The following is a 12,678-nucleotide window of genomic DNA, read 5'->3' as shown; positions in this document are numbered from 1 at the left end:
AGTTTATAGTTTAAAATAGTCAATATACATCTGTAAATCCTTATCGCCCCGACCGGATAAGCTTATCACCACCACATCGTCTGGTTGAAACTTTTTATGTTCAAAAATGGCGAAAGCATGTCCCGTTTCAATGGCAGGAATTATGCCTTCCAATTGCGATAGTTCTAGGCCTGCGGTCATCGCCTCATCATCCGTGGCGCTATAAAATTCTGCTCTACCTGATTTATGTAAATGGGAATGCATAGGCCCAACTCCGGGATAATCCAACCCTGCCGAGATAGAATAGGGCTCCGTTATCTGTCCGTCCGTTGTTTGCATCAACATAGTTTTACAGCCGTGGATAATACCCATTTTACCTAATGCGGAGGTAGCAGCACTTTCTCCGGTATTTACACCTTTACCAGCAGCTTCAACGGCAATAATACCTACTTCAGGTTCATCTAAAAAATGATGGTAGGTACCTGCGGCGTTACTGCCACCGCCAATACAGGCAACGACATAATCCGGATTTTCACGTCCTTCTTTTTCCTTTAATTGCCATTTGATTTCTTCTGATATAACTGATTGAAATCTAGTGACCATGTCCGGGTAGGGATGGGGTCCAATGGCAGAACCTATAATGTAGTGGGTGTCTACAGGATTATTGATCCAATCCCGAATAGCTTCATTAGTAGCGTCCTTAAGTGTACGGCTTCCAGAAAGTGCCGGTCTTACCTCCCCACCCAGCATTTTCATCCGTGCTACATTGGGTGCTTGCCGCGCTATATCGATTTCACCCATGTAAACGATACATTCCATGCCCATAAGGGCGCAGACCGTAGCGGTTGCTACACCGTGTTGGCCGGCACCCGTTTCGGCAATAATTCGTGTTTTTCCTAGTCGCTTGGCCATTAATATTTGGCCTATGGTATTATTAACCTTGTGTGCGCCCGTATGGTTTAAATCTTCTCGTTTAAGGTATATTTTGGCCCCGTGTTTTTCAGACAGGCGTTTTGCAAAATAGAGTGGTGACGGTCTTCCTACATAGTCTTTCAATAATTGATGAAATTCTTTTTGAAAAGAATCCTCGTACATTATATTTAGATAGTTACGACGTAACTCCTCTACATTTGGGTACAGCATTTCAGGAATAAAAGCTCCTCCAAATTCTCCGTAATATCCTTTTTCGTCTGCGTGATATTTCATAGTTATTTGTTTATCGATTTTTTTGCCTGGTTTTGGTTAAGACTCACTTGTTATTTTTGACGTATTATCTTATACCTTACTAGTTGGTAGTTTGTATAATTTGCCTACGAACTACTAATTTCTTTTTTAAACGCTTTTAATTTTTCTATATCCTTTAAACCCGGTTCTATTTCAAATTTACTGTTCACATCAATGGCATGACAATATTTAGATTCGGGCCTTTTTGTAAATTCCTTGATGGTTTCTAGTTCGTTTAACCCTATTCCACCACTTAAAAAGTATGGTTTTGTAGAAGGGTAATTCTCTAGTAGATTCCAATTGAAAGTATAACCATTGCCGCCGGGAAGTTTTCCTTTAGTATCGAATAAATAGAAATCGCAAACGGATTCAAACGGTAGTAATTCATTGAAATCGAAATCGTCCTTTATAGAAAAAACCTTTATGATTTTAAGTTGGGGAACTTCTTTCTTTAACGCTTTACAGAAAGCGGGATTCTCTTTGCCATGTAATTGGACCATTAAGAGCCTATACTCTTTAACTGAATTTTTAATTTCATCTATGTCGGCATTTACAAATACACCTATTTTTTTAACGCTATGGGGTAGATGTGGCATAGCTGTATTAAAATGGCGTTTGGAAGGCTTCCAAAAAATAAAGCCTAGATAATCTGGTTTCAAAGCGGCAACCTCGGTAGTATTTTTATTCATGCCGCAAACCTTCAGCCTAAATGGATGGTTACCGTCTTGACCTTTGTCCTTATCGCTATTGGAGTAATAATAGTCCACTTGTTAATTTAACTTTTTAATGAATTCTAAGGCACTTTTTCCAGGATTATCGGTTTTCATAAAATTCTCACCAATTAAAAAACCTTGGTATCCGTACTGCTTTAAATCTCTAATCGCTTCAATTGAACTGATTCCGCTTTCAGAAACCTTTACAAAATCATCGGGAATTTGAATCGATAGGGATTTACTGGTTTCCAGACTTACCTCGAAGGTTTTTAAATTTCTATTGTTTACCCCTAACATGTCTAAACTGGGCATAACGGATTTTCGTAATTCTTCTTGGTTATGTACCTCGAGTAAGACATCTAAGCCTAAACTTTTTGCGAACTCGGAAAAGGCCTTTATTTCAGCTTTGGTCAGTACAGCGGCAATCAGGAGAATGGCATCAGCGCCAAAAGCCTTCGCTTCCAAAATTTGATATTCGCTTACAATAAATTCCTTTCGTAATAATGGCATCATCACGGAGGCTCTTGCAAGAAGTAAATCCTCTAAAGAACCGCCAAAGTACTTGATGTCCGTTAAGACACTCATTCCGCTTACACCTGCGTTTTGGTAATCTCTGGCCACAAGACCTACATTGGTGTTTTGGTTTATGGTGTCTTTTGAGGGGGAACGCCTCTTGTGCTCCGCAATGATTCCTGTAGTACTATTCCGTAATGCTTCTGCCAAAGAATTACCGGTCCGGTCAAAAAGAACGGATTGTTCTAATTGGGATTTGGGAATAATGGATTTCTTTAAATCTACTTCCTTGCGTTTATCCGCTATTATTTTGTCTAGAATATTCATGCTGCACTGATTTCCTGTAATTTTTTTAATGCTGCCAATCCCTTACCACTCAACAATGATTCCTTGGCTTTTTCAAAACCTTCTTTTGGTGAGATATGCTCCACCGTAGCAATGGCCACACCGGCATTGGCACAGACAACGTTATTTTGCGCTTCGGTTCCTTTACCATTGAGGACATTCATAAATATTTGCGCGGAAGTAGGAATGTCATCGCCCCCAACAATAGCGTCTGCATCAATTTCCGTTACGCCAAAGTCCGAGGGTTTCAAAATAGTTTCGGAGCCGTTGGATATCGTTTTGGTATCTCCTGTTAAACTTATTTCATCATACCCGTCCAAAGCATGCAATACCGTAAAATTCTTATCTGTATTTTGATAGAGATAACCATACATTCTTGCTAGCTCCAGATTAAAAACACCCACCATTTGGTTTTTTGGAAATGCCGGATTCACCATTGGTCCTAACATATTAAAAAATGTTTTAACGCCGAGTTCTTTCCTAATTGGAGCTACGTTTTTCATAGCAGGATGAAACAAAGGTGCATGTAAAACACATATCCCTGCTTCGTCAATGGATTTCTTCAGGAAATCTGCCTCATTACTAAATTTAATACCTAAAAATTCCATCACGTTGCTACTACCACATTTAGATGAAACACCATAATTACCGTGCTTCGTTACTTTAATACCGGCTCCGGCCGTAACAAAGGAAGATAGGGTAGAGATATTAAAAGTATCTTTGCCGTCGCCTCCCGTACCACATAAGTCAATTGGGTTATAGTGGGATAAATCTACCGCTAAGCAGAGTTCTAATAAGGCATCTCGAAAACCTTCTAATTCCTCAATAGTGACGCTTCTCATCATATAAACAGTAAGGAAAGCGGCAATTTGACTCATATTATAGTCTCCCTTGGCCATGTTCACCAATATTTGTTTGGCTTCTTCTTTATGAAGGATTTCGTGATTTATAAGTCTATTTAAAGTTTCTTTCATTATTGATGTTATTTGGAGGTTAGTATTGAGCTTATTAATGATTATTGGGGCTCAATACTGCGCTCGGCTATCAGGGCTTTTACCTTCGACCCAATTTTTTAATATTTGTTTTCCATTTGGAGTCAATACAGACTCTGGATGAAATTGTACGGCTCGGATATCCAAATCTCTGTGTTTTAGGGACATTATCTGCCCGTTGGTGTCAAAGGAGGTAGCCACTAAAGAATCTGGAATATTGTTATTAACCACCCAAGAATGGTATCTGCCTACCGCTATTTGCCGCGGTAATCCCTCAAAAATATAGTCGTCCTGTACAATTTCTATTTCAGATGCAACCCCATGATACACTTGATCCAGGTTTACTAAACTTCCTCCGAAAACTTCAGCAATCGCTTGTTGCCCAAGGCATACCCCAAAAATACGTTTGGTCTTGGCATACCTTTTAATAATGGATTTGAGTAAACCTGCTTCATCGGGAATTCCCGGACCTGGAGAAAGTACAATATGTTCAAAATTGTCTACATCTTCCAAGGTTAGTTGGTCATTACGTTTTACCACAACTTCACAGTCTAAATCCTCAAGATAGTGCACCAAATTATAGGTAAAACTATCGTAATTGTCAATCATTAAAATAGAAGCCCCCTCTGACTCCCCCATAAGGGGAGCACCTTTACACTTGTTATTATTATTGCCCATTTTGAATTTTTTTTAGAATTTTTCCAAGGGAGAAGATTATATGTACAATTGTTTTTTGTGTTTCATAATAGGACTTAATTTTCCTCGTGATAATATTGCTCATTTTTTAGTTTTTGTTCCCCTCCTTGGGAGGGGTTAGGGGAGGCTTTTAGATAGTTTCAGCAATTTCTAGCGCCTTGTTCAACGCTCCAAGTTTGTTATAGGTCTCTTGCAATTCGTCTTCCGCATCTGAGGCAGCCACTAATCCTGCACCTGCTTGGAAGTGTAACTCATGGTTTTTGCTTAAAAAAGTCCTAATCATAATCGCGTGGTTAAAATTTCCATTGAAATCCATAAAGCCTATCGCTCCACCATAATATCCCCTGTTTGTTTTTTCATATTTTTCAATAAGCTGCATGGCCATATGTTTTGGGGCTCCACTTAACGTTCCAGCAGGAAAAGTGTCCGCTACAATTTTCAAGGTAGATATATCGGCTTTTTTCATCCCTGTAACCTTGGATACGAGATGTATCACATGGGAGAAATATTGCACCTCACGATAGGTTTCTACGTTCACGAGATTTCCATTACGACTTAAGTCGTTCCGGGCTAAATCCACTAGCATTACATGTTCACTATTTTCCTTATCGTCCTTTGCAAGTTGCTTTGCAAGTTCAGCGTCTTTTTCATCATTTCCCGTTCGTTTGTAGGTGCCTGCAATTGGGTGAATTTCCGCCTTACCGTCCTTTACAATGATTTGTGCCTCTGGCGAACTACCGAAAATTTTAAAATCGCCATAATCAAAAAAGAAGAGATAAGGGGAGGGGTTAATGGAGCGCAACGCCCTATAAACATTAAATTCATCGCCTTTAAAACTCTGTGAGAATCTTCTGGATAATACCAATTGAAAAACATCTCCTCGTTGGCAATGTTTTTTTGCGAGCGCAACGTGTTCTTTGAAGGCGTTGTCTTCTAAGTTTGTTCTAACAGCTCCTTCCTTGGAGAAATTATAGGAGGCAAAATTCCTCACCTTTAAAACCTGTTCTAATTGCGGAATGTTATTTTCAGATTCAAAACAATGCGCAAATAGATAGGCTTCGTTTTTGAAGTGATTAATTGCAATTACGTTTTGATAGACGGCATAATAGATGTCAGGTATTGCAACCGAATTATCCTTCTTAGTAATTTCAATAGATTCAAAATAACGAACGGCGTCATAGGCCATAAATCCGAAAAGGCCGTTTGTGATAAACTTAAAGTCTTGCTTCTCTATTTTAAATTGTTTGCCAAAACTGTCTATTTCCTTAGTGACCTCTGTTTCCTTGGTGATATGAATTTCTTCTTTGGTACCATCAGGAAATTCTTTGGTGATGACTTCGTTCTGTACTTTTATGGAAGCCATTGGATTACAGCAGATATAGGAAAAACTATTGTCATTAGCATGGTAGTCACTACTTTCCAGTAAAATACTGTTTGGGAACTTATCCCTGATTTTAAGATAAACACTTACGGGAGTAATGGTATCTGCCAGGATTTTTTTAGAATACGTTTGAAGTTGAAATGACATAATAAAAGTTATAAATTAAAAAAGGCTTGTCGTGATGACAAGCCTTTATATATTTTCAATAGGGACTAGTTCACGAATGTTGTCGCAAATTATTCCACCACCAAGTGTTATTCATTGTTTTCATTGGTTCAAATATAAAAAGGAATTTTAAAGTCACCAATTTTCTTTACTTAAAAATAAAAATCCCATTGAAGTTTCTTTCAACGGGATTTTTGTAGGATTCTCTAAATTTTTAAATACTCTTAGTATTTATAGCGCTAGGTCTACCACTAAATCGAACTCGTCATAAATAGCTTTATCTCCTAAATCATCAAAAAAACTACCAGAACCATATCTCACGTCAAATTTAGAACGGTCTACCTTAATTGTTGCCGTAGCTTTGTTTTCGAACATGGATACCACTAAGGTCACGGGCTTCGTAATTCCTTTTATGGTCAGGTCTCCAGAGACGCTATAGGACTTTGAATTTTTATCAAAAGGCTTTACGGAAGTAAAAACCAATTTTGCGGTCGGGTGATTTGCTACCCCGAAGAAATCATCAGACTTCAAATGGCCTTCTAGCTTCTCTTTTCCGTTACCTGCTGTCATATCCGTGTTGGTAATGCTTGTCATGTCCACAACAAATTCGCCTCCGGTAAGCTTTCCACTCTCCATCATCAAAAAGCCTGACTTAAGATTGATTTTACCTTCGTGTGAACCAGTAACTTTATACCCTTTCCAAGTCACCGTACTTTGTGAGACGTTTACTTCTTTCTTTTCGCCATCCACTGGTGTTGTCGCACTAGCGGAAAATCCGAAAACTAGGGCTAATGCTAAGCTAAATACTGTTTTTTTCATCTTTTTAGTTTTAATGTTATTGTGTCTGTTTGAATTATATATGTGTAAATAAAGTTTGTTTTGATTTGCGGACCTTTTCGTAATGCTGGGTTTCGTCTTCTGCTGATCGGTATCCTATAGGCAGCACAACAGCCGTGTTCAGGTTTTTACCGTTAAGATCTAGAATTTTATTGTAAGCCTCGGCATCGAAACCTTCCATAGGGCAGGTATCGATTTTTAATTCGGCCGCCGCTTGCATTACATTGCCCAAAGCAATGTAAGCCTGTTTTGCAGTCCAAGTTTCTTTAGAAGATGAAGGCAGATCCAATAATTTGGATTTGGCGAATTCACCGTAGGCTTTCAGCTCCTCGCTTGGGATATTTCGGGTTTCCGATACATTTTTTAAGTAATCATCGACCAATTCTCCACCAAAATCGGATTGATTTGCAAATACAAGTAGGTGAGAGGCATCCGTAATTTGAGATTGCCCCCAGGAAACAGGTTTTAATTGTTCTCTTATAGCTGCATCTGTAATAACGAAAACATGATAGGGTTGCAGGCCATAGGAAGAAGCGCTAAGTTGTGTGGCTTCTAGTAGTATTTCTAGATTTTCATCTGAAATCTTTTTTGAGCTATCAAATTTTTTGGTGGCATAACGCCATTTTCTATTTTCTAAGGTGTTGTTCATTTTAAAATTTATCTAATAATCTATTTAATTGTTCTAGTTCTGATTCAGAAAAGTTATTTAGAATTTGTTCTTCCTTTTCAAATAACATGCCATCAATTTCATTAAGGAAATTTAGACCTTCAGTAGTTATCTTTATTTCAACTTTTCTACGATTGTGTTGGCAAACGCTTCTAATTACATATCCCTTTAAAATAAGTTTATCTACTAAGCGTGTAGTATTACTCATTTTGGTTACCATACGCTCGTTTATGGTGGATAGGTTAGCTGGTTTCCCTTTCTGACCTCTTAATATTCTTAGTACGTTGAACTGTTGTAAAGAGATTTCAAAAGGTTTAAGAAAGCAGGAAATTTGGTCGTTCACTTTGTTCTGAACCAAGGAAAGATGAATAAGCGTCCGCTTTTTTAACGGAATCTCTGTTTTCGTTTTTATGACCTCCTCTACATTCATGTACTTACAATAGTTGTATATACAAATGTAGATGTAATATTCCGTGTTTAAACGTTGGATAAATTAAATTTTTGTTAAAAAATTAAGGAAGGGATTTTCATCAAAATCGTTTATTTTTGAAAAAAACAATTATGGCAGATTTATCACAAGAAGAGTGGGCATCCAAATTGGAGAAGGATCCTAATGCCTTTATCTTGGACGTTAGGACCGAAGAGGAGTTAGAGGATGGAATAATTCCTAAAGCTGAAAACATTGATATCTATTTGGGGCAAGAGTTTATGAACCAATTGGAAAAACTGGACAAGTCAAAAAATTATTATGTGTATTGCAGATCAGGAAACCGGAGCGGACAGGCCTGCGCTATCATGAACAGTATTGGTTTTGAAAACACGTATAATCTTGAAGGTGGTTTTATGAACTGGGAAGGTGATATTCAGGAATAGCTAAAAATTAATCAAATTATAGAACCTGCCTTAAAGCAGGTTTTTTAATTTTAACCAATGAAAGAAGACCTTCTTCACTTTATATGGAAGTATAAAAAATATCCAAATGCCGGGCTAAGGACAACATCTGGGAACACTGTTTTAATTAAATCCCCTGGCGTACATAATAAGTTAAGCGGTCCGGACTTCTTCAATGCCAGTGTGGAAATTGATGGGCAACTTTGGGCCGGTAATGTAGAAATTCATATAAAATCTTCAGATTGGTACGCCCATAACCATGAAAAAGACACTAATTATAATACTGTTATTCTCCATGTGGTCTGGGAAGATGATATTGCGGTATTTAGGGCAGATGGATCTGAAATACCCACCCTTGAGCTTCGTAATTATATTACGAACGAGTTATTGGTCAACTATAAGAGGTTATTAGAAGGAACCAGGAATAGAACAATTAACTGCCAATATGGTATAAATGCCGTTTCTGATTTTACTATTCATAATTGGTTGGAAAGATTATATTTTGAAAGGTTGGAAAAAAAGTCCCTGGTAATCTCTAAACTTTTAGAGGATTCAAAGAACGATTGGGAAAAAGTACTTTTTATACTTCTATTTAAGAATTTCGGGTCTAAAATAAATGGGACTCATTTCTTTGAAATAGCTGAGAACTTAGATTTTTCAATAGTTCGCAAACTTTACAACAAGCCCTTTGAGTTAGAAAGTTTACTTTTTGGACTAGCGGGATTGCTTACCAATGAAAACGAAATGGAGCCTTATCAAAAGGAACTTAAGCAGTCCTTTGACTTTTTAGTCCATAAATACGAACTATCAGCAGAAATATCAAAAAAAGCAGAATTCTTCAAATTAAGACCGCTCAATTTCCCTACAATAAGAATCTCCCAGTTTGCAGCTTTGTATGCTTCGAACAATCAACTATTTCAAGATTTGATGCAATTGGAGGGAAGGGAGATCTATGAGCTGTTCAATGCTGAGGCAAGTAGTTATTGGGATACACATTATACGTTTGGAAAAACTTCGAATAATCGGGTAAAGAAAATTTCAAAAAAGTTTATTGATCTTTTAATAATCAATACGGTAATGCCTTTAAAATTCTGCTATCAAAAGCATAATGGAATTCCCTTGTCGGATTCCTTTACAAAGAGCATAGAACGCATAGACAAAGAAGGTAACTCAATCGTGCAAATTTTTTTAGATTTAGGGGTTACTGTAAAAAGTGCAAAAGATACACAGGCGCTGCTTGAGCTGCACAATAATTATTGCGAAAAAAACAATTGTTTACAATGTGCCGTTGGCACGGAGTTATTAACTTTAAAGCATTAAATTTAACTAATGAATGCCTTATATAATTTGTTGCATTACCTTCAAAAGAGAGGTTTTGAGGTTTGTAGGAGAATTGCAGAACGTTTAGGCATTCGCGCCCGTGTTGTTCGTACTTCATTTATTTACCTTACGTTCGTAACCCTAGGATTTGGTTTTGCGCTTTATCTTTTTTTGGCCTTTTGGCTAAAGATAAAGGATTTGGTGTATACAAAGAGGACCTCTGTTTTTGATTTGTAATTATGATTAAATTATTCCGTTCAAAAATATATATAGCGTTGGTTCTAATGCTGCTGGTACTCTTTTTTGGGGTACTGGGATACCGCTTTATTTCTGATTATTCTTGGATAGACGCTTTTTACATGACCATAATTACGGTAACCACAGTAGGTTTTTCTGAGGTACGCCCCATGGGGCCAGAGGGCAAGATATTTACCGTTTTACTTATTATCACCAGTGTATTTATAGTAGGTTTTGCAATATCGGTTATCACGGAGTATATTTTAAGTAGAAATTCCTTAGAACTTTTAAAAAAGAAAAGAGTGAAAAATACCATTGAAAAACTATCTGACCACGTTGTGGTATGTGGGTTTGGTCGTAACGGAATGCAGTCCGCAGAACGTTTAAAAGCTTACAAAACACCATTTGTCGTTATAGAAAAAGACAGGGAACTCATAGATAAGCATGATGCCGAAATTCTTTTCATAGAGGGCGATGCAAATGATGATGAGGTTCTGCTGGAGGCAGGAATAACCAGGGCACGATTTTTAATCACCGCCTTACCAGACGATGCCACCAACTTGTTTGTCGTATTATCTGCCAGACAGCTCAATGAAAAGTTGTTCATTATAAGCCGGGCATCCTTAGTGAATTCTCAGAAAAAATTGGTCTTGGCCGGAGCGAATAAAGTAATTATGCCAGATAAGATAGGTGGAGACCATATGGCCTCTTTGGTCGTAATGCCAGATTTAATAACCTTCATGGACAAACTTTCTATGGAAGGTGGGGACACCACTAATTTGGAGGAAGTGGCCATAGAGGATTTCGCAGATCAGGTAGATTGTAATTCGTTAAGGGATTTGGATTTGCGTAAGAAGACGGGTTGTACCATTATAGGTTATATTGCTCCGGATGGTGAGTATATCATTAACCCTGAGGCAGATTTAAAATTGCAACCAAAAAGTAAAGTAATTGTTCTAGGTAGGCCCGAACAGATTAAAAGATTGAACGAGATGTTTCATATAGCCTAGTATCTTTTGAAGATATATTTGATTCCATACATTATTTTTAAGATATTGCCAGACTTACAAACTAATTAATTACTAAAAAAACCAAAAATTATGAAGTATAGACTTCTAACTTTTCTTACCCTGTTAGTTCCATTTATCACTTTTTCACAAGAGAAGGGGTTGGATGAAATAGTGAACGATGCCTTTATGCCTTTTGCGACATGGTGGGAAAACACGGTTTTAACATCTATCCCTATTGCAGGATATGATATTCCTATTGTATTGATACTTCTTATTTTGGGTGCTACCTTTTTTACCATCTATTTTAAATTTCCCGGGATTACCAAATTTCCTTTAGCCATTAATGTCGTTAGAGGTAAATATGAAGAGATTGAAAAATATGGTCTCGAGAAGGTAGAAATGCACATGACGGAGGATGGCGATATCCCCGATACTATCAGGGATGAGAGTGAAGAGGGTGAAGTGAGTCATTTCCAAGCATTGGCCACGGCTGTTTCTGGAACAGTTGGTCTAGGTAATATTGCAGGTGTCGCGGTAGCCATCGCATTAGGCGGACCGGGAGCAACCTTTTGGATGATAGTCTGTGGTTTGATCGGCATGTCTACCAAGTTCGTGGAATGTACGCTTGGAGTTAAATACCGCGATGTTGGTCCGGACGGAACCGTATACGGAGGTCCTATGTATTACTTGTCCAAAGGTTTAAGTGAGAATAATTTCAAGATTTTAGGAAAAGTTCTGGCGGCCATTTTTGCAATCCTATGTGTAGGTGCTTCTTTTGGTGGTGGTAATGCATTTCAATCCAACCAAGCGGCAGTACAACTTACCACCATGTTAAACTTAGAAGGAGGTGCCACGGGAGTTATCATCGGTGTAATTCTTGCTATTCTAGTGGGTATCGTTATCATTGGTGGAATTAAGAAAATTGCCAGTGTAACCGAGAAAATAGTGCCATTTATGGCCGGTATTTATGTATTGGCTTCCTTGGTTATCATCTTTGCGAATATCAAATATATAGGAGATGCTTTTGGTATGATTTTCGCCGGCGCTTTCGCTCCAGACGCTGCAATTGGTGGTATTGTAGGTGTAATTATTGTCGGTTTTCAAAGAGCTGCCTTTTCCAATGAAGCAGGAGCGGGTTCTGCCGCTATTGCGCATTCTGCCGTTAAAACAAGATACCCAGCAAGTGAAGGAATCGTTGCTTTATTAGAGCCTTTTATAGATACCGTTGTTATATGTACCATGACCGCCTTAGTGATCATATTCTTTAATATGGATGCCGGTGCTTTTGATTACGGTAACGGTGTAGGTAGTACGGTATTGCTTAATGATACCGGAGCTTACGTTGGTGGTGTAGATCTAACCTCAATGGCCTATGACTCCGTTATTCCCGGGTTTAGATATGTCTTGACGATTGCGATTATATTGTTTGCTTTTTCTACGATGATATCATGGTCTTATTACGGACTTCAATCCTGGAAATATCTTTTTGGTAGAGGTAAAACAGCTGATATCGTTTATAAAGTAATGTTCTTATTATTTGTTGTGATTGGAGCTGCCGCAACGTTAGACGCGGTCATCAAGTTTTCTGATGCAATGATTCTTGCCTTGGTTTTTCCTAATATGATAGGCTTACTTATCCTTTTCCCTAAGGTGAAGAAGAGTCTTAGTAGGTATGTTGATGCCATTAAAAAGGTGTACTAATTAACCG

The 12,678-nt window shown here is 38.0% G+C and carries 14 protein-coding genes; 5 read left to right on the top strand and 9 right to left on the bottom strand.

All coding sequences use genetic code 11. From position 1 onward, the window contains the following. Positions 1–3: 3 nt before the first annotated feature. The 9 genes from trpB to BFP77_RS13365 all read right to left on the bottom strand — a co-directional run bounded on the left by trpB (position 4) and on the right by BFP77_RS13365 (position 7,942). Positions 4–1,185, bottom strand: coding sequence for a tryptophan synthase subunit beta (gene trpB, locus BFP77_RS13405; protein ID WP_099574532.1), 1,182 nt, complete (start codon positions 1,183–1,185; stop codon positions 4–6). A gap of 104 nt (positions 1,186–1,289) precedes the next feature. Beyond that, on the bottom strand, positions 1,290–1,970 hold the full coding sequence (locus BFP77_RS13400) for a phosphoribosylanthranilate isomerase (RefSeq protein WP_373604838.1): 681 nt from the start codon (positions 1,968–1,970) through the stop codon (positions 1,290–1,292). Positions 1,971–1,973: 3 nt separating this feature from the next. Further along, positions 1,974–2,756 carry an indole-3-glycerol phosphate synthase TrpC gene (trpC, locus tag BFP77_RS13395; protein WP_099574531.1) on the bottom strand — a complete coding sequence of 261 codons (783 nt, stop codon included), beginning with the start codon at positions 2,754–2,756 and terminating at the stop codon, positions 1,974–1,976. Beyond that, the gene (gene trpD / locus BFP77_RS13390) at positions 2,753–3,748 is read right to left on the bottom strand and encodes an anthranilate phosphoribosyltransferase (protein WP_099574530.1); all 996 of its coding nucleotides are present in this window, start codon (positions 3,746–3,748) and stop codon (positions 2,753–2,755) included. Before trpD ends, trpC begins: the two co-directional genes overlap by 4 nt. Positions 3,749–3,799: 51 nt before the next feature. After that, on the bottom strand, positions 3,800–4,405 hold the full coding sequence (locus BFP77_RS13385) for an anthranilate synthase component II (protein WP_099574573.1): 606 nt from the start codon (positions 4,403–4,405) through the stop codon (positions 3,800–3,802). Between the two features lie 187 nt (positions 4,406–4,592). Beyond that, entirely contained in the window at positions 4,593–5,990 is a 1,398-nt protein-coding gene (locus BFP77_RS13380) for an anthranilate synthase component I family protein (RefSeq protein ID WP_099574529.1), read from the bottom strand. Positions 5,991–6,239: 249 nt separating this feature from the next. Next, complete coding sequence (locus BFP77_RS13375) at positions 6,240–6,827, bottom strand: YceI family protein (protein ID WP_099574528.1); 588 nt, start codon at positions 6,825–6,827, stop codon at positions 6,240–6,242. Between the two features lie 34 nt (positions 6,828–6,861). Further along, positions 6,862–7,494, bottom strand: coding sequence for an NAD(P)H-dependent oxidoreductase (locus BFP77_RS13370; protein ID WP_099574527.1), 633 nt, complete (start codon positions 7,492–7,494; stop codon positions 6,862–6,864). Between the two features lies 1 nt (position 7,495). Continuing rightward, a complete protein-coding gene (locus tag BFP77_RS13365) occupies positions 7,496–7,942 on the bottom strand; it encodes a MarR family winged helix-turn-helix transcriptional regulator (RefSeq protein WP_099574526.1) in 447 nt (148 codons plus the stop codon). 131 nt (positions 7,943–8,073) lie between these two features. Here BFP77_RS13365 and BFP77_RS13360 point away from each other — a divergent pair, with 131 nt between their 5' ends. The 5 genes from BFP77_RS13360 to BFP77_RS13340 all read left to right on the top strand — a co-directional run bounded on the left by BFP77_RS13360 (position 8,074) and on the right by BFP77_RS13340 (position 12,671). Continuing rightward, complete coding sequence (locus BFP77_RS13360; protein WP_099574525.1) at positions 8,074–8,385, top strand: rhodanese-like domain-containing protein; 312 nt, start codon at positions 8,074–8,076, stop codon at positions 8,383–8,385. Between the two features lie 57 nt (positions 8,386–8,442). Beyond that, entirely contained in the window at positions 8,443–9,723 is a 1,281-nt protein-coding gene (locus tag BFP77_RS13355) for a DUF2851 family protein (RefSeq protein ID WP_099574524.1), read from the top strand. Between the two features lie 9 nt (positions 9,724–9,732). Further along, positions 9,733–9,960, top strand: a complete 228-nt coding sequence (locus BFP77_RS17390) for a PspC domain-containing protein (protein WP_099574523.1) — start codon at positions 9,733–9,735, stop codon at positions 9,958–9,960. Between the two features lie 2 nt (positions 9,961–9,962). Beyond that, positions 9,963–10,970, top strand: coding sequence for a potassium channel family protein (locus tag BFP77_RS13345; protein ID WP_099574522.1), 1,008 nt, complete (start codon positions 9,963–9,965; stop codon positions 10,968–10,970). A 90-nt stretch (positions 10,971–11,060) separates the two neighbouring features. After that, a complete protein-coding gene (locus BFP77_RS13340) occupies positions 11,061–12,671 on the top strand; it encodes an alanine/glycine:cation symporter family protein (RefSeq protein ID WP_099574521.1) in 1,611 nt (536 codons plus the stop codon). The last annotated feature ends 7 nt before the right edge of the window (positions 12,672–12,678 follow it).

It is taken from the genome of Maribacter sp. 4U21 (assembly GCF_002742365.1).
In the GTDB taxonomy this organism is placed as follows: domain Bacteria; phylum Bacteroidota; class Bacteroidia; order Flavobacteriales; family Flavobacteriaceae; genus Maribacter.
Note: the sequence above shows the minus strand (reverse complement) of the source record. Positions and strands in the feature narration are given on the sequence as shown.